Here is a 16,586-nt window from a genome sequence, read left to right as displayed (position 1 = left end):
AGGCCTACGGCTGCGGGCTCTGAAAGCGGTAGAACGTGCAGGGATAACCGTCTACTGGCTGCTGATGCAGGGTGAATTGATTGCCCGTAAGATCAGGCATCACTTTGGCCCAGAACCGCCGTGCAGGCGGGTTCGCATCGATGTGGAAAATCTGCCATTGACCGGGGAATTGGCTCAAGAGGGTGGAAACGACAAACTTCGCGACACCTTGGCCACGGAAGCGCCGACTGACAAAAAAATAGCCGATGTTGTACTCGGCGCCTTCGAGGTGGGTGTCGTCGTCCACGGTCACGAAACCGGCCAGCTCACCGTCGACCCGGATCAAAAACGCTCGGGTCGCGGGCTTGCGCCAGTAATCGAGTTTGGGCTGGATGTTGAAAAAACCATGCTCACCCAGTTCCAGCGGCAGCCATTCGCTGAAGTCGTAGACGTAGAACTGCATCAGGTTTTCGAGGGTGTCGAAGTCGTCACGCTGGGCGGCGTGCAGTTCTATCGAAGGCATTGCGGGGCGCTCCAGGTTACGCAGGGCCATCCGTGGCCCTGTAAGGATCACTCAGTGTGGCGCGAAGTCGTACTGGCCGCCTTTCTTCAATGCAGCGAGGTAAGCCGGGCGTGCCTGGAAGCGTTGGACCCAGGCCGCCACATGCGGGTAGTTGGCCAGTTTGCCTTGGGCCCGGGCGATCTCGCCGATGAAGCTCATCTGGATATCGGCGGCGCTGAACTCGTCACCGAGCAGGTAATCGGACTGGCTCAGTGCGGTGTCGAGGTAGCCCAGGTAGTTCGCCACTTCCGAGTTGATGCGCGGATGCAGCGGCGCCCCGGCTTCACCGAGGCGTCCGACATACAGGTTCAGCATCAGCGGCAACATCGCAGAGCCTTCGGCGAAGTGCAGCCACTGGACGTATTCGTCGTAGGCAGGGGTGGAAGGATCGGGTTGCAGGCGACCCTGGCCATGACGGCGGATCAGGTAATCAATGATCGCCGCGGACTCGATCAGCTTCTGCTTACCGTCTTCAATGACCGGCGATTTACCCAGCGCATTGATCGCTTTCAGTTCCGGCGGGGCAAGATTGGTTTTCGGATCGCGCTGATACAGTTTCAGCTCGTAAGGAATCGCCAATTCTTCCAGCAGCCAGAGAATGCGCTGGGAACGGGAGTTGTTCAGGTGATGCACGATAATCATAAATATAATTCCTGTAGCCGCTGTCGAGTGAAACGAGGCTGCGATGTCTTTTCAGAACAGGCAGTCGCCGGGCTTGAAGAACACTAGACCATCCCGGTCCGTTCGAAGTGCCATCAAGCCTTGCTTGTCGGTTTCGCGGCGCGTTTGCTGCCCGTCGAGGGTTTGCGTGTCGCCGGTTTGCGTTTTTTCTTCCACGGTGCGGCACCTCGCCCGGCCGGGCTGGCGGGGCCGCTGATGGTCAGGCTCAAACCGGCGCAACGGGCGACTTGTTTGCTCATCCACGCCGCCTGTTTGGTGACGAACTCTTCCAGGCTCATTTCGCCACTCTGCACCATGTCCAGCGCTTGTTCCCAGATCGCGGTGGTGCCGGGGTCGGCAATCGCGCGCGGCACCGCATCGATCAGGCTGAAAGCTGCCGGGGTAGCGGCCAGCGCTTTGCCGTTCTTGATCAGGTAACCACGGTCGAGAAGGCCCTGAATGATCGAGGCGCGTGTCGCCTCGGTGCCGATGCCGGTGGTGTCCTTGAGCTTCTGTTTGAGCAGCGGGTCTTCCACAAGTTTGGCCACGTTTTTCATGGCCTTGATCAGGTCGCCTTCGGTGAACGGTTTGGGCGGCTGTGTCCACAGGTCCTTGAGCTTCACATCGGCCACGGTGCAATCCAGCCCCTCGGCCAGTGCCGGCAAGGTTTGTGGCGCAGGCGCCTCACGGCCCTTGGCGGGGGCGAGGGCTTCCGGCAGGGCACGCTTCCAACCGGGTTCGACGATCTGTTTGCCGACGGCACGCAGGGCTTCGCCGGCGCAGTTGAAGTCGGCCTGGGTGCGGTCGTATTCATGATTGGGCAGGAACTGCGCCAGATAACGCGCACGAATCAGCGTGTAGACCGCCCGCTGTTTGCCCACCAGCCGATCCAGATTCTTTGCCGCCGCGGTGGGGATGATGCCGTGGTGCGCGGTGACCTTGGCATCGTTCCAGGCCCGTGAGCGCCGTTGCGGTTCCAGGTAATCGTTCAATGCGTTCAGGGACGGATCGGCCTGGCGCAGTGCGGCGAGAATGCCGGGGGCTTCGCTGTGCTGACTCAGCGGCAGAAAACCGCAATCACTGCGCGGGTAGGTGATGACTTTGTGGGTTTCGTAGAGCGCCTGGGCGATATCCAGAGTTTCCTGGGCGCCGAGGCCGAGCTTCTTCGAACAGACTTCCTGCAAGGTGCCCAGATCGAAGGGTAGCGGGGCGACTTCACGCATGCGCTCGGTGCGCAGTTTGATCACTCGTGCGCTCGCGGCGTTGCCAAGCGCTTGTGCGGCGGCTTGCGCGAGGGGCTGGTTCAGGCAGCGATCCTGGTCATCACAAGCATCGGACGTTGCACGCCATTGGGCTGTGAACGCCGTACCTTCGTGCAGCAGCTGCACGTCGATGGCCCAGTAAGCCACGGGGACGAAATCGGCAATGCTGCGATCGCGGTCCACCACCAGCCGCAAGGTCGGCGTCTGCACCCGACCTACCGGCAACACGCCCTGATAACCGGACTGACGGCCCAGCAACGTAAACAACCGGCTCATGTTCATCCCGATCAGCCAGTCGGCCCGGGAGCGGCCCAGCGCCGAATGATAAAGGCTGAATGTTTCGGCCCCCGGTTTCAGCGCAGACAGTGCCTTGCGGATCGACGCATCGTCCAGCGCCGACAGCCACAGCCGACGGATCGGCCCGCGATAGCGGCAGTGCTCGACCAGTTCGCGAGCGATCATCTCGCCTTCGCGGTCGGCGTCGGTGGCGATCACCAGCTCATCGGCCTCGCCGAGCAAGCGTTTGACGGCTTTGTACTGGCTGGCCGTGCGCGGCTTGACGGTCATCTTCCATTTCTCGGGAATGATCGGCAGGTCGGCCAGTACCCAGCGTTTGTAGCGCGCGTCGTAGGCGTCCGGCGGTGCCGTTTCCAGCAAATGGCCGATGCACCAGGTCACCGTGACGTCTGTTCCCAGCCAGCAGCCATCGCCCCGACGCTTGGCGCCGAGCACGGCTGCAATGTCTTTGGCCTGGGAAGGTTTTTCACAGAGGTACAGCCGCATAACCACCATCGTTCATCAAGTGTGCAAGAGGCGCACAGAATGGCCGGTGATGAGCGCCGGATCAATCTTTATCTGTATGGATGTACAGCAAAGCTGTTGCGTCGGGTTGCGGCGGTCAAAACGGCCCGTTCGGCTGCGGGGCCGCGGCGATGCCGAATTTTGGGTTATACCTGACAGTTGTGGTCTCAGGTTTCGGGGCAACGGCGCACGCCATCAAGGGCGGGCCACGCTCCCAGGTTCATCACCGTCATGAGGAACGTATTCCATGAAAAGCTCCGGTCCCAGTCCTGTCATCACCATCGCCGAGCAGCCGGGTTGCCTGCTGGTGAAGTTTCATGGCATTCAGGTCGCCGCGTCCGCGCGCGCTCTGGTGCTGTTGGAGGCCAATTACCCGCCGGTGTACTACGTGCCGCGAGAGGACATCGACGAAAAGTATTATGCCCGCACCGACCACACCAGCTATTGCCCCTACAAGGGCGATGCCAGCTATTACAGCTTGCAAGTCCCGGGGCATGAAGGCGCCAATGCGGTCTGGAGTTACGAGAACCCTAAAATATCCGTCGATCAGATTCGTGGATACGTGGCGTTCTACCCGGATCAGGTGAAATTCGAATTGCTCGATGCCGAAGCCTGAGGATCGTTTTCCAAGGTGTGTGGCGAGGGAGGCCCTCGCCACAAAGCCCCGTCAGTTTTTATCGAGATCGACGTTCTTGGTCTCGCGCAAACAGATCATCCCCACCACCAGGCTCACCGCGGTAATCACCACCGGGTACCAGAGCCCGTAGAAGATGTCGCCGGTGTAGACCACCAACGCAAACGACACGGTCGGCAAGAACCCGCCAAACCAGCCGTTGCCGATGTGATAGGGCAGCGACATCGAGGTGTAGCGGATGCGCGTCGGGAACAGTTCGACCATCAACGCCGCCAGCGGGCCATAGCACATGGCGCTGATGATGATCAGCGCGACGATCAACGCAACGATCATCGGCTTGTTGATTTGCTGCATATCAGCCTGTGACGGATAGCCGGCCAGTGTCACCGCGCCACGCAGGGCCGCTTCGTCGTAACCGTCGATTTTCACGTCACCGACACTGACCTGTACGCCACTGCCCGCGGGTGCTTCGGCGCTCGCGTAAGGCAGGCCTTGTTTGACCAGGAAGGTTTTGACCTTGTCGCACGGGCTATCAAATTTCGCCTTGCCCACCGGGTCGAACTGGAACGTGCACGTCGCCGGGTCGGCCAATACGGTAATCGGTGCCTGACGGCTGGCCTGGTCAATGGCCGGGTTGGCGTAATGCGCCAGGGATTTGAAGATCGGGAAATACAGCGCGGTGGCCAGCAGCAGGCCGATCATCAGCACCGGTTTGCGCCCGACCTTGTCCGACAGCCAGCCAAAGAAAATGAAGAAAGGCGCGCCAATGATCACGCTGACAATCAGCAAACCGTTGGCCACCGCCGGGTCCATCTTCAGGAACTGGGTGAGGAAAAACAGCACGTAAAACTGCGCGGCGTAAAAGGTCACCGCTTGCCCGGCGTTGATGCTGAACAGGGCAATCAACACGACCTTGAGGTTTTCCCACTTGCCGAAGGAATCACGCAGCGGCGACTTGCAGAGTTTGCCTTCCTCTTTCATTTTCACGAAGGCCGGCGACTCGTGCAGGCTCAGGCGAATCCAGGTCGAGATGCCCAGCAAAATGATGGAAAACAGAAACGGAATCCGCCAGCCCCAGACTTCAAACTGGTCGCCAGTGAAGTAGCGGCAACCGAGCACCACCAGCAGCGACAGCAATAAACCGAGGGTCGCCGTGGACTGAATCCAGCTGGTGTGGAAACCGCGTTTGCCTATCGGTGCATGCTCAGCGACATAGGTGGCCGCACCGCCATATTCACCGCCCAGGGCCAGCCCCTGAAGCATGCGCAGCACCACGAGGATGATCGGCGCGGCGATGCCGATGCTCGCGTAGGTCGGCAGTAAGCCGACGCAGAACGTCGCCAGGCCCATGAGTACGATGGTTGCGAGGAAGGTGTATTTGCGTCCGATCATGTCCCCCAATCGACCGAACACCAACGCGCCGAAAGGCCGCACGATGAAGCCTGCGGCGAAGGCCATCAGCGCAAAGATGAACGCCGTGGTGTCGTTGACCCCGGCGAAAAATTGTTTGCTGATGACCGCCGCGAGGGCGCCATAGAGGAAAAAGTCGTACCACTCGAACACCGTCCCGAGTGACGAGGCGAAGATGACTTTGCGGGTGTCGTGGGTGATCGCCGCGACGGGCGCGGCTTCCAGGGTCTGAACATGTTCTGACATATCGGTATCCCTCACAGTGATTGTTTTTGTTGTTCCACTGGTGTTGCGTGTTCCATGTAGAGCTCAATGCCCACAAGCCAAGCTCATTACCCTTGTAGGCGTGAGCCGGCTCCGGGCGGCGTTCCGACGATAGCGGTGTAGCAGTCACCATAGATGTTGAATCTCAGTCAGTCATTGCGAGCAGGCTCGCTCCTCCAGGAATGGTGTTGGCTGTTGATTCGAGGATTAGCTGGGCGGCTTTTTCAGCAATCATCAACGTCGGCGAACAGGTATTGCCCGAGGTAATGCGCGGCATGATCGAGGCATCAGCTACACGCAAACCGGGAATGCCACGGACCCGCAACTCGGCATCCACCACCGCTTCCGCGTCATTACCCATCCGGCAAGTACCCACCGGATGGAAAATAGTCGTGCCGATCTGCGCAGCCGCCTCCTGCAATTCCTCTTCAGTCTGCAAACGGTCACCGGGCAAATACTCGACCGGTTTGAACGCATGCAGCGCCGGCGCAGCAACGATGCGCCGGGTCAGGCGAATGGCATCAGCCGCCACGCGCAAATCCTCCGGGTGACTCAAATAGTTGGGGTTAATCACTGGCGCGTCCTGCGGGCTGGCAGAACTGATGTCTACTCGGCCACGGCTCTGCGGCCGTAGATCGCAAACCGAGGCAGTAAAAGCAGGGAAGGGGTGCAACGGCTCGCCGAAGCGCTCCAGCGACAAGGGCTGCACGTGATATTCGAGATTCGCCGAGGTCTGTTCCGGACCCGAACGGGCGAAGGCCCCCAGTTGACTCGGCGCCATGGACAGCGGGCCGCTGCGGTCATACAGATAGCGCAAACCCATGCCCATCTTGCCCCACACGCTGCCGGCGATCTGGTTCAGCGTTCGCGCATTTTCCAGTTTGTAGATCAACCGCAATTGCAGGTGATCCTGCAGATTGCCGCCCACCCCCGGCAGCTCATGGGCGACGCCGATTCCGAGTTTTTGCAGCAGCGGACGCGGACCGATCCCCGAGCGCTGAAGGATACCCGGTGAGCCGACAGAGCCGGCGCACAAGACGATTTCCTTGCGCGCCTTGAAGGTTTTCGCCTGACCTTGCCAGCGCGTTATCAGCGCTGAGGCGCGACCGTTTTCCAGCAACACGCGGTCCACTTCGACGTCGGTCAGCACGGTGAGATTGACGCGATGGCGGACCGGTTTGAGAAAAGCCTTGGCCGCGTTCCAGCGGATCCCGGCCTTCTGGTTGACCTGAAAGTAGCCGCAGCCTTCGTTATCGCCCTGGTTGAAATCATCAATGCTGGCAATGCCGCTTTGCTCGGCAGCGTTGCGGAAGGCGTCCAGAATCGGCCACGACAGCCGCTGCCGCTCGACCCGCCAGTCGCCGCTGGCGCCGTGAAACTCGGAGTCGCCGGCAAAATGGTTTTCGCTCTTTTTGAACAACGGCAACACGTCGTTCCAGCTCCAGCCCGGATTGCCATCGGCAGCCCAGCGGTCGTAGTCGCCGGCCTGGCCACGCATGTAGATCATGCCGTTGATGGAAGAACAGCCGCCGAGCACTTTGCCGCGCGGGTAACTCAGGGTGCGACCTTGCAGGCCGGCTTGTGCCTGAGTCTTGAAACACCAATCGGTGCGCGGGTTGCCGATGCAGAACAGGTAACCCACGGGAATGTGAATCCACGCATAGTTATCGCGGCCACCGGCTTCGAGCAGCAGCACCCGGTGTTGCGGGTTGGCCGACAGTCGATTGGCCAGCAAACAACCCGCCGGCCCGGCGCCGACCACAATGTAGTCGAATTCATCCAGGAGAGTCTTCATCCCTGACCTCGTCTTGTTGTTCTTGTTGTCGGTCATCCTAGTTGTTCGCTTTCGTCAAAAGAATGTTAGTTTTTGCGCAGCCGCTGTGCGTTTTTAAACAGCATTGCCTCAAGGACGGATCATGTTCGACTGGAATGACCTGCGGTTTTTTCTCGAGTTGCAGCGCAGCGGGCGTTTGCTTACCGCTGCCCGCCGTTTGAACACCACCCACGCCACAGTCGCGCGGCACATCGAGGCCATCGAAAAGAGCCTCGGCACGGCGCTGTTCGTCCAGCATGCCCAGGGTTACGAAATGACCCCGGCCGGCGAAGCGCTGCTCAAACACGCCGAAGCCATGGAAAACGTCGCATTGCTGGCCCAGGAAGAAATCACCCAGTCCACCGCGCCACTGGGCAAGATTCGCGTCGGCGTCACGGAAGGGCTGGGCATCATGTTCCTTGCCAGCCGCATGAACGGCTTGTTCGAACGCTATCCGGGACTGGAAGTGGAACTGGTGGCGGTGCCGCGCTTCGTCAGCATCCTCAACCGCGAAGCCGAAATCAGCATCCACCTCGAACGCCCGGCCGCCGACATGCTGGTCACCCGCAAACTCACCGACTATCGATTGGGGCTCTACGCCAGCCAGGCGTATCTCGATCGCTCACCGCCATTGCGCAGCCGCGAAGACCTCGGGCGCCATGCCTGGATCGGCTATGTCGACGACTTGCTGTTCAGCCAGGAATTGATGTTCCTTAATAGCTTCTGCCGCAATCCACGGGTGGTGTTTCACAGCACCAGCGTCATCGCCCAGCAACAGGCTGCGCGCTCCGGGTTGGGGATTGCGGTGTTGCCTTGTTACATGGCAAGTGCAGATGCGGACCTGGTGCCGTTGTTGCCGGACGAGAGTATTGAGCGAAGTTACTGGATCAGTACCCGGCGCGAGTTGCACAAGTCGGTGCGGCTGCGGGTGGTTTGGGACTATGTGGTGGGGTTGTGTGAGGCGGAGCAGGGGTTGTTGCTGGGATAGCCAATCGCGGCCACTCTATGGGCTGACGACAAGGAGCGTTATCCGACACTCCGTCGTGACAAAGGGAGCTTGCAGCATGGCCGAAGACACAAAAGTAAAAGGACCGGCGTCGTACTTCCCGTCCATTGAGAAAAAGTATGGGCAGCCGATTAGCCACTGGCTGGCGTTGCTCGGAACAGTGAGCGACAAGAAGCACATGGAAATCGTGGCGTGGTTGAAAGATGAACACGGCATGGGCCATGGCCATGCCAATGCGTTGGTCGCGCACTATCTGGCCGCCAACAAAAAGTGACCGGGCAGGGGGGCAGGGCATGTTTGTGCCCCCCCGATCCCTCAGACAAAACACAAAACCCTGTGGGGGTGAGCTTGCTCGCGCCCACAGGGATTTCATTTGTCTGGCGCTTAAACAACAAAACCCGCATCTGTTTAAGCGAAGCCTCCTGTTACCAGCCAAAGGCTACAACGCCTTGCGCCATCGCCTACGGGTAAGACAGAATTCGCCGGCTTGTGCGTCTGGGGCGCGGGTTTTATCGTGGCTGGGTCACTGAAAAACAGTGATCGGGTTTGGTAGCCCAGTATGTCCAGGCGTATAGCGCCACCTTTTACAGAGATCGTTTTAATCTCTGTTTTTTATGGTGCCCATGCGCAGGGCTCCCTCGGGAGCGCCGGGTTCCTGGACCGGTCTACCAACCTGTGTATGGTCACCACCATTCGTTTGGTAGCGAAGGGTGATGGCTCCTCAATAGTTCTTCCAGGAGTTTCATCTATGTTCAAACCAACACCCAACCCACCCGACACCGATCCGGCATCGCCCTACGAATCCCTCGATTCGAAAAAACTCCACGAAGCGGCCGAACGCGCCCTCGACCACTATCTCAACCCGGCCGCCCAGATCATGGCCAGCACCCACGAACCCGAACCGATGTTCCTCGCCAACCCCAAGTGCGACTCAGAATCCCTGCTGGTCAACGCCAGCGAATCACTGGGCTCGGCGACCACCATGCTCAGCAATCTCGCGGCGTTGTTGGAGAACTCACACCGCAAGACGCTGCTGGGGATTACGCAGGTGGTCATGCTGGGGGAACTGGCGGTGAATCAGGCGCTGGATAAGGTTGAAGTGAAGGAGTAAGCACGGCCCCTCTGTGGCGGGAAACTGATTGCTCGCCACAGAGCGCAACCACCAATCGCACCCAGTCAACGCTGATTCCATCAAGGAAGATAAAAACCATGAAACTATTATTCATCACTTTTCTAGGGGGGGTGTCGTTAGCTCAAACATCACTATCCTTCGCTGAAAATGTTAATGGAAAAAACCTCTATTTACAGCGATGCGCCATGTGTCACGGAATAGATCTCAAAGCTACAGGGCCATTGGCTAATAAAAGCAATCCTCCTACACCTGATCTAACAACCTCCGCTTTCAAAAAACGATTAAATGATTATCCGGGCGTGATTGTGTCATCGATAATACTTCGTCCCAATGGAGACTTAATTCCAAAAACGTTACGAGAGAACGGTGTAAAGCTATCGCCGTACTCATGGAGCATTAAAGATCTGCGCGATTTGAATCAATACATGGGGGGTGTTATTTCAAAAAAACGGTGATGTTTGAGATGAGAGACAGGCACAGACAGCTAAAAGCCATTTCAGGTTTGAGGACGTGTGGGGCAATGCAAATGAGCCAGCCGACCTCTCGCAGGTAAATCGCTCATGAGCAATCTCGGAATACAACCTCGGGCGGCTCATCGCATCCAGCAGCAGTCGGCTGCGGTTGTGACAGGCAAATAACGGCCGATTGTGTTGAAAAAGTCGATGTTGATATCCTCAACCGTTCTCGTGGACTGATTCTGGATAGATGCTCATGTTGACTGGCTTGAATCATTTTACGTTGGCGGTTGTGAACCTCTCTCGCAGCATTGAGTTTTATGAGGCTCTACCTGGGTTTAGATTGGCTGCCCGCTGGGAGACGGGGGCTTATCTTTCCCTCGGTGATCTCTGGCTTTGTCTGTCTCTCGATGAGAGTCGTGTGGCGGAAAAACAGCCTGATTACACCCACTATGCGTTTTCGGTGGGGCAGGATGATTTTGAAGAAGTCACCGCTTACTTGCGGCTTCGTAACGTTATTGAGTGGAAATCCAATTCGAGCGAAGGTAACTCGTTTTATTTTTCGGATCCCGATGGGCATCGTCTGGAAGTGCATGTAGGCAGCCTCGCTTCAAGGCTTGAGGAATGTCGGCGCCATCCGTATGCAGGTATGGAGTTTTTTGACTGACCGTTTTCGTCTGATTTTATTGAAAAAGTAGCTCTGCTATCTGGCCTCCGGCAAAATCTCTTCATTGGCCGGAGGGGGATCACACAGCATGATGGGACAGTTATCGAGTGGGCAGGAACGACTGTTTTACTCGTTCAACCTTGAAGATCACATTCCCGCCAATCACCTTCTGCGCAGCATTGATCGGTGTCTTGATCTGAACGACCTGCGCCATTACCTCGCCGACTTCTACAGCCCGATTGGGCGTCCCTCGATTGATCCCGAACTGATAATCCGCATGCTGATCGTGGGCTATTGCTACGGCATTCGCTCAGAGCGGCGGTTGTGCGAGGAGGCCCATTTGAACCTGGCTTATCGCTGGTTCTGCCGCTTGAGCCTTGAAGATGAAGTCCCCGATCACTCGACCTTTTCCAAGAATCGACATGGCCGTTTTCGGGACAGTGATCTGTTTCGCTAGTTGTTCAATGAAGTGCTGTGTCGCTGCATGGACGCAGGCCTGGCCAAGGGCGAAGGCTTTGCCGTGGACGCCAGCATCATCAAAGCGGATGCGAGTCGCCAGCGCGGCGTACCGGGTGATGAATCGGTCAACTGGAGCGATCCGTCCCTGAGCTCCCGCGCGGTGCGTGAGTACCTTGAAGCGCTTGATGAGGAGGCCCTGGCCGAAACGCTACCGAAGCGCCTATCGCTGACGGATCCTCAAGCCCGCTGGACCGCTGCACCGGGCGGCCCTGCATCTTCGCCTATTCCACGAACCATCTGATCGATACCGAGCACGGTGTCATCGTGGATGTGGGACCCACACCGGCTCATCGAACCGCTGAAGTCGAGAGCACCAAGACCATGATTGACCGCGTCGAAGAGCAGTTCGACATCAAGCCAGATCGGCTCTTCGGCGACACCGCGTACGGTACCGCGCCGATGCTGGTCTGGATGGTGGAGGAAAAAGACATCGAGCCGCATGTGCTGGTGTGGGGCAAAACCGAGCGCAAGAACGACAGCTTTTCGAGTAACGATTTCCACTGGAATGAAGAGGCCGAGGAATACCGCTGCCCAGCCGGTAACGCATTACGCAGCGAATGGCGAGCCTTCAAGAATGAGCGTTCGCACGTCACCAAAGCCAGCACCATCATCATCCGATCCAGGCAGACCGACTGCGTTGCCTGTCCGATGAAAGCCAAGTGCTGCCCGAACACTGCGCTCCGCAAGATCGCCCGCAGCGTCCATGAAGCCGCGCGCGATGTGGCTCGGCGCATCGCAGCGACACCTGCGTACGTGCGCTCTCGCCACGAACGTAAGAAGGTCGAAATGTTGTTTGCCCACCTCAAGCGCATCCTGAAATTGGAGCGCCTGAGACTACGTGGCATGAGTGGCGCGACGGATGAATTCATGCTGGCCGCTGCGGTACAGAACCTGCGACGGCTGGCTAAATTTACATCTCAAGGGCCTCCTGCCACGGGATAGGTGCGCCTGCACTCAGCAAAGAACCTCAAATTAACCCACTAACTGAGCAGCAAAGGTCAACGAACGGCCGAGAAACCACTCCATGTGGTGAGTCGGTTCTTAGGCGATGGTCGTGCCTGAGTTCAGGCGAGCGGAAAATCCGACTTTTTCAACAGAATCGGCCAAAAGCAGCCATTCGGCTGGATCTTTCGACCCTTTCCGGTCCCCCGTGTCTGCGAGCTAAAGCCATTTCTTAGCGTCCGAGTGAGGGCGGCCCATAGAGCTCGGTTTCCCAGTCTTCAAGAGGCGGCGTTACTTTGAAAGATGGGTCGCAGTATGACCTTAAGTAGTCAGTCGCTCTCCTTTGGGCATAGGTGAAATTGAGCACGTTGCCTTCGCTGTCCATCTCTATTACGTTCGCGAATATCGCGAAGACCATCTCAATTGCACTCGGCTCAGAGCCATAAATGTCGAGGTACTCTACGTTTTCAAGCATGTAGTGGCTTCCACTTGCCATGAAGTACGCAAACGTTCGGAGTGCTCCACTGAAATCATTACTTAGCTTCTTCATGTACATTTTCTTTTAGTAAATATTCTGGATTTAACTGCTTCATAATCAAGCATGTGCTTTTTTGCCGTTTTATTGTGGTCGAGACAGGCCCGAACCGATCCAAAGCGGCCCTTCGCGAAAAGCAGCTAATAGCCATTTCATCGAGATGTGCAGCAAATGCCCAGTAGTAGACAGAGTGCGCTCAGGTGGATTCGTCATTGTTTTTGGAGGTTCTGGCATCAGGACGGTGCAGCCCCGCTGTGTCCCGCCAGTACAATGTTTCTTCGAGCTGGAAGCTTATCAGGAAGAGGGATGAGCACGTCTGAGCGATGGATTGCGCTATTTTGTCCAGATCGTCCATAGCAGACTGCCCCTCCGGCTCGGGGCCTTTGATTCTGATGGTACAACGCATAGCAACACGGAAGTCGATGCCCTTCGTATCCTCGGAGTAAATTGTTGAGTCCGTGATTACGCCATCGGTACTCAACGTTAGTCCCGAGATAAAGGTAGCTTCCAAACTGTCGCCAACTACGTTGATTTCCCAGGCATCAGCATCGTTTAAGGCTTTCCTCAATGTCGGGGCTGTGAGTGCATTATCCGCTTCCAGGTACAGATCAAGACTCATTTGAAACCCTTCTTCCTGCGTGAACATTTGCTCAAAAGTTTTTGAGTACGATTGTCGCGGCAGTGTATTGGTCAGCGGTTCGAATGTCTGCTCCTGGTCGATTTCTGCCTCACAAGAGGATCCCCCCTACGCTTGCAAAAATCGATCGGGCCGGCATGGACAAAGGGCACTGGACGCCTTGTCATCGATGATCTCCTCGCTGGCCAGACGTCCCACTGTCGCAGCCAAAGTAATTCCAGGGTGCATTGCACAAACGTAGACGCCACCCACTTTGGGTAGATAACCGATGATGGGGATGCCATCGGCAGGCATGGGCCTGAGTCCGACACAAGCCCGTTCCGGATCTATGGAAACAACACCATGGAGTTCGTTCTGGATTGTCTTGGCAGTTCGAAGCGCTATCGCAGCCGGCTGATTTTCCATGGCGTCGTCCAGGTAATCTTCTGCCGCCAGCAACGCATCATCCGAACTTTGCCTCACTTCCATTTCAGGGCTGGAGATGAGGGTGTGCACGAGGTTGGGTTGTGACTTGTAACGAATGAAAATGGCAGGCGAGGCCTCTATTGGCAGGGACACTCCAAGCATGTCTGTCAGTTTCGTGATGCCTGTCCCGGCTGCCAGTACGACAATATCGGCATCGAGGATGCCTATTGTTGTTTCGACTCCGGTCACCGTTGCACTCTGGGTTACAAAACCGAGCACTCGCGTCTGAGTGAGAATCTTCGCCCCATACGCCTGGGCACCTGCGATCAACGCATGCGTAGCTGCCACTGCGTCCAGCGCTCCTTCTTCAGCCGCATACAGAGCAGACTGGGGAGGGTTCTTGAGATTTGGTTCCAGGTCGAGAATCTGCGATCGAGACACCAGGTTTGCCGAAGCTTGGTGACCTGAGATCGGCAGCGCTCCAATCGCCATCACGCTGTAAGACAAGGCACCTGTCCATCTTATCTCCAGACCTGGCAGCTGCGTTTCGAGTCGGCGGTACTCCTTGATGGCAGAACCGCGCAGTTGCGCAATTGGGTCAGGTTCGGGGTGTGAGGCATTGAGCCAAGCGAATGAGCTGCCAGTCACTCCCGAAGCTATATCTTCAGCTTCTACCAAAGTGACATTCGCGCCTTTACCTGCCAAGTGATACGCCAATGACGCGCCAACGATGCCTGCACCAATGACAACGACTCGTTTGTCCTGACCATTTCCCATATCAACCTCCGTTCTGTCGATGTGCCGATGGTACGACAGCTGGATGATTTCATGACATGAGAACCTGATCGTTCAGCTTTTTGAGTGTCTGCTTCTGGCCCAGGCTGTGTGAAAACGTCAGCGTCGATAGGGACGGGGCGTCTCTACGTGAAGTCCGTAGATATACGGAATCATCTTCACTGCTCTGGAGGTCAGTTCTTACGACATTGGTTAAAGGATTTCTTGAGTTCATCGGTATCATTACTCTCGCCCCTCTCAAATCAGGTCATGCCATGAACCAAAACCCTATGGAATCCTGCCCCCGCTGTGGATCGGTCCAACACGTCAGACCAAAGGGAATTCTGATAGGAGCAGCAAGCCCAAAAAACGCTTCAATGGGGAAGAAAAAGCAGGCTATCAACGCTTGGATCAGCTAGCAGTTGATGAATGCAAGCCAGCCCTTCTGAAAGCAGCGCCGCTGGAGCAGCTGGTTGATGGGTTTTATTGCGATCATTGCGGGGTGGGTTTTGTAACAAGCGAGATTGTACAAGGTGTCGACCGAACATCGCTCTAGAGACGATGACGGGGGTTGTTTAGATCGAAACGGCTTTTCATGACAGGCAGAAGTCGAGGAGAACGGGTGAAAACGCCAGTGCTTGTCTAATCTTTTGATCGTCTAGATCGCATCGAGGACGATCATGAAGCGATTCATTGAAGGCGAGGCCCGGACGCAAGTGACTCTGCTGCCGGAGTGTCTGGACGATTACGTAACCGAAGAAAATCCAGTGCGAGTGGTCGACGTTTTCGTCGATGAACTCGACCTGGGCGCACTTGGTTTTGAGGGCGTCGATCCTGCTGCAACGGGTCGTCCGGCCTACCATCCAGCGGTCTTGCTGAAGATCTATATCTACGGCTATCTCAATCGGATTCAGTCCAGCCGTCGACTAGAGCGTGAGGCCGAGCGCAACGTCGAGTTGATGTGGCTAACGGGGCGCTTGGCTCCAGATTTCAAGACCATCGCCGACCTTCGCAAAGACAACTGCAAAGCCATTCGTAGCGTCTGCCGCCAGTTCGTAGTTCTTTGTCGCAACCTCAACCTCAACCTCAACCTCAACCTCAACCTCAATCTCTTTTCTCAGTCGATTATCGCCATCGATGGCAGCAAGTTCAAAGCCGTCAACAATCGTGACCGTAACTTCACCCAGGGCAAAGTCAAGGCACGCATGCAGCAGATCGAACAGAGCATTGACCGTTATCTGGCGGCGACGGATTCGGCGGATCGGGCAACGCCCGAAGTGGCCGAGGCCAAAGCAGAGCGGCTTAAAGAAAAAATAGAAACGCTGAAAAAGCTGATGCAGAAACTCAAGGACATCGAGGCGCAGCTCCACGAAAGTCCAGACCAGCAGATCTCCCTCACAGACCCAGATGCACGTTCAATGGCCACGAGCGGCGGAGGCACCGGAACGGTCGGCTATAACGTACAAACAGCTGTCGACGACAAACACCATCTGATCGTTGCCCATGAGGTGACTAACGTTGGTAATGATCGTGGGCAACTGAGCAATATGGCGAACCAGGCGCGTGAAGAAATCGAGGCTGAATCGCTAACGGTGGTGGCCGACCGAGGCTACTACAAGGGCTTGGAAATCCTTGCCTGCGAGCAAGCCGGCATCACTACCTTCGTACCGAAACCCCTGACATCCGGCAGCAAAGCCGAAGGCCGATTCGGCAAGCAGGATTTCATCTACCTTACTGCGTCGGACGAGTATCGATGCCCTGCGGGGCAGTTACTAACCAGGCGGCATTCGTCGATGGAAGACGGCATGTTATTGCATTGTTACTACTACTCGGGCTGCCAGTCCTGCTCAATGCAAAAGCAATGTACGACGGGTAAGGAGCGCCGTGTGAAGCGCTGGGAGCATGAGGCGGTAATCGACGCAATGCAGGCTCGGCTGGAGCACGACCCCGGGAAGATGAAGGTTCGCCGCCAGACTGTTGAGCATCCTTTGGGAATGCTTAAATATTGGATGGGCGCCACCCACTTCCTGACCAAAACACTTCCGAGGGTAAGTACCGAAATGAGCCTTCATGTGCTCGCCTACAACCACAAACGGCATTACGAACGTCTATGTCGCTGACTAAGGTTA

Annotated in this window: 15 protein-coding genes and 1 pseudogene; 8 read left to right on the top strand and 8 right to left on the bottom strand. The window is 56.9% G+C overall.

All coding sequences use genetic code 11. The features are described from left to right. Positions 1-4: 4 nt before the first annotated feature. The 3 genes from H8F22_RS01135 to H8F22_RS01125 all read right to left on the bottom strand — a co-directional run bounded on the left by H8F22_RS01135 (position 5) and on the right by H8F22_RS01125 (position 3,246). Positions 5-502, bottom strand: a complete 498-nt coding sequence (locus H8F22_RS01135; RefSeq protein WP_059181043.1) for a GNAT family N-acetyltransferase — start codon at positions 500-502, stop codon at positions 5-7. Between the two features lie 51 nt (positions 503-553). Further along, positions 554-1,183, bottom strand: a complete 630-nt coding sequence (locus tag H8F22_RS01130; RefSeq protein ID WP_027925327.1) for a glutathione S-transferase family protein — start codon at positions 1,181-1,183, stop codon at positions 554-556. A gap of 113 nt (positions 1,184-1,296) precedes the next feature. Further along, entirely contained in the window at positions 1,297-3,246 is a 1,950-nt protein-coding gene (locus H8F22_RS01125; RefSeq protein WP_027925328.1) for a DNA topoisomerase III, read from the bottom strand. Between the two features lie 265 nt (positions 3,247-3,511). Between H8F22_RS01125 and H8F22_RS01120 the strand changes: the two genes are divergently transcribed. Beyond that, positions 3,512-3,880 carry a DUF427 domain-containing protein gene (locus H8F22_RS01120; protein ID WP_059181042.1) on the top strand — a complete coding sequence of 123 codons (369 nt, stop codon included), beginning with the start codon at positions 3,512-3,514 and terminating at the stop codon, positions 3,878-3,880. Between the two features lie 51 nt (positions 3,881-3,931). Here the strand turns inward: H8F22_RS01120 and H8F22_RS01115 are convergent, their stop codons facing one another. Both H8F22_RS01115 and H8F22_RS01110 read right to left on the bottom strand, forming a co-directional pair. Continuing rightward, positions 3,932-5,554: an MFS transporter gene (locus H8F22_RS01115; RefSeq protein WP_027925330.1), complete on the bottom strand. Its 1,623-nt coding sequence runs from the start codon at positions 5,552-5,554 to the stop codon at positions 3,932-3,934. A 163-nt stretch (positions 5,555-5,717) separates the two neighbouring features. Beyond that, on the bottom strand, positions 5,718-7,367 hold the full coding sequence (locus H8F22_RS01110; RefSeq protein ID WP_194939651.1) for a GMC family oxidoreductase: 1,650 nt from the start codon (positions 7,365-7,367) through the stop codon (positions 5,718-5,720). Between the two features lie 121 nt (positions 7,368-7,488). Here H8F22_RS01110 and H8F22_RS01105 point away from each other — a divergent pair, with 121 nt between their 5' ends. From H8F22_RS01105 to H8F22_RS01080, 6 genes and pseudogenes are all read left to right on the top strand, one after another. Further along, positions 7,489-8,373 (top strand): LysR family transcriptional regulator, encoded by an 885-nt coding sequence (locus H8F22_RS01105; RefSeq protein ID WP_027925332.1) that lies wholly within the window; start codon positions 7,489-7,491, stop codon positions 8,371-8,373. Positions 8,374-8,449: 76 nt separating this feature from the next. Beyond that, positions 8,450-8,665 carry a DUF4287 domain-containing protein gene (locus H8F22_RS01100; protein ID WP_027925333.1) on the top strand — a complete coding sequence of 72 codons (216 nt, stop codon included), beginning with the start codon at positions 8,450-8,452 and terminating at the stop codon, positions 8,663-8,665. 474 nt (positions 8,666-9,139) lie between these two features. After that, positions 9,140-9,502, top strand: coding sequence for a DUF6124 family protein (locus tag H8F22_RS01095; RefSeq protein WP_194939650.1), 363 nt, complete (start codon positions 9,140-9,142; stop codon positions 9,500-9,502). A 98-nt stretch (positions 9,503-9,600) separates the two neighbouring features. Then, positions 9,601-9,978 carry a c-type cytochrome gene (locus H8F22_RS01090; protein WP_081743999.1) on the top strand — a complete coding sequence of 126 codons (378 nt, stop codon included), beginning with the start codon at positions 9,601-9,603 and terminating at the stop codon, positions 9,976-9,978. A 256-nt stretch (positions 9,979-10,234) separates the two neighbouring features. Further along, entirely contained in the window at positions 10,235-10,645 is a 411-nt protein-coding gene (gene fos, locus H8F22_RS01085; protein ID WP_059181040.1) for a fosfomycin resistance glutathione transferase, read from the top strand. A gap of 88 nt (positions 10,646-10,733) precedes the next feature. Beyond that, positions 10,734-12,106: pseudogene (locus H8F22_RS01080) on the top strand (transposase). 232 nt (positions 12,107-12,338) lie between these two features. On the opposite strand, the gene H8F22_RS01075 reads toward H8F22_RS01080, so the two are convergent. From H8F22_RS01075 to H8F22_RS01065, 3 genes are all read right to left on the bottom strand, one after another. Next, entirely contained in the window at positions 12,339-12,656 is a 318-nt protein-coding gene (locus H8F22_RS01075) for a DUF7677 family protein (protein ID WP_009048737.1), read from the bottom strand. Positions 12,657-12,837: 181 nt separating this feature from the next. Continuing rightward, complete coding sequence (locus tag H8F22_RS01070) at positions 12,838-13,260, bottom strand: hypothetical protein (RefSeq protein ID WP_059183015.1); 423 nt, start codon at positions 13,258-13,260, stop codon at positions 12,838-12,840. A 126-nt stretch (positions 13,261-13,386) separates the two neighbouring features. Continuing rightward, positions 13,387-14,460: an NAD(P)/FAD-dependent oxidoreductase gene (locus H8F22_RS01065; RefSeq protein WP_027925343.1), complete on the bottom strand. Its 1,074-nt coding sequence runs from the start codon at positions 14,458-14,460 to the stop codon at positions 13,387-13,389. A 677-nt stretch (positions 14,461-15,137) separates the two neighbouring features. Here H8F22_RS01065 and H8F22_RS01060 point away from each other — a divergent pair. After that, the gene (locus H8F22_RS01060) at positions 15,138-16,577 is read left to right on the top strand and encodes an IS1182 family transposase (RefSeq protein WP_194939649.1); all 1,440 of its coding nucleotides are present in this window, start codon (positions 15,138-15,140) and stop codon (positions 16,575-16,577) included. Positions 16,578-16,586: the final 9 nt, after the last annotated feature.

It is taken from the genome of Pseudomonas mucoides (assembly GCF_015461845.1).
GTDB classification, from domain to species: Bacteria; Pseudomonadota; Gammaproteobacteria; order Pseudomonadales; family Pseudomonadaceae; genus Aquipseudomonas; species Aquipseudomonas mucoides.
This window is presented reverse-complemented; position numbering and strand designations above follow the sequence as displayed.

Excerpts from the sequence above, each read along its gene's own strand:
- H8F22_RS01135 (WP_059181043.1), bottom strand. The coding sequence starts at position 502 with ATGCCTTCGATAGAACTGCACGCCGCCCAGCGTGACGACTTCGACACC.
- H8F22_RS01130 (WP_027925327.1), bottom strand. The coding sequence starts at position 1,183 with ATGATTATCGTGCATCACCTGAACAACTCCCGTTCCCAGCGCATTCTC.
- H8F22_RS01125 (WP_027925328.1), bottom strand. The coding sequence starts at position 3,246 with ATGCGGCTGTACCTCTGTGAAAAACCTTCCCAGGCCAAAGACATTGCA.
- H8F22_RS01120 (WP_059181042.1), top strand. The coding sequence starts at position 3,512 with ATGAAAAGCTCCGGTCCCAGTCCTGTCATCACCATCGCCGAGCAGCCG.
- H8F22_RS01115 (WP_027925330.1), bottom strand. The coding sequence starts at position 5,554 with ATGTCAGAACATGTTCAGACCCTGGAAGCCGCGCCCGTCGCGGCGATC.
- H8F22_RS01110 (WP_194939651.1), bottom strand. The coding sequence starts at position 7,367 with ATGAAGACTCTCCTGGATGAATTCGACTACATTGTGGTCGGCGCCGGG.
- H8F22_RS01105 (WP_027925332.1), top strand. The coding sequence starts at position 7,489 with ATGTTCGACTGGAATGACCTGCGGTTTTTTCTCGAGTTGCAGCGCAGC.
- H8F22_RS01100 (WP_027925333.1), top strand. The coding sequence starts at position 8,450 with ATGGCCGAAGACACAAAAGTAAAAGGACCGGCGTCGTACTTCCCGTCC.
- H8F22_RS01095 (WP_194939650.1), top strand. The coding sequence starts at position 9,140 with ATGTTCAAACCAACACCCAACCCACCCGACACCGATCCGGCATCGCCC.
- H8F22_RS01090 (WP_081743999.1), top strand. The coding sequence starts at position 9,601 with ATGAAACTATTATTCATCACTTTTCTAGGGGGGGTGTCGTTAGCTCAA.
- fos (WP_059181040.1), top strand. The coding sequence starts at position 10,235 with ATGTTGACTGGCTTGAATCATTTTACGTTGGCGGTTGTGAACCTCTCT.
- H8F22_RS01075 (WP_009048737.1), bottom strand. The coding sequence starts at position 12,656 with ATGAAGAAGCTAAGTAATGATTTCAGTGGAGCACTCCGAACGTTTGCG.
- H8F22_RS01070 (WP_059183015.1), bottom strand. The coding sequence starts at position 13,260 with ATGAGTCTTGATCTGTACCTGGAAGCGGATAATGCACTCACAGCCCCG.
- H8F22_RS01065 (WP_027925343.1), bottom strand. The coding sequence starts at position 14,460 with ATGGGAAATGGTCAGGACAAACGAGTCGTTGTCATTGGTGCAGGCATC.
- H8F22_RS01060 (WP_194939649.1), top strand. The coding sequence starts at position 15,138 with ATGAAGCGATTCATTGAAGGCGAGGCCCGGACGCAAGTGACTCTGCTG.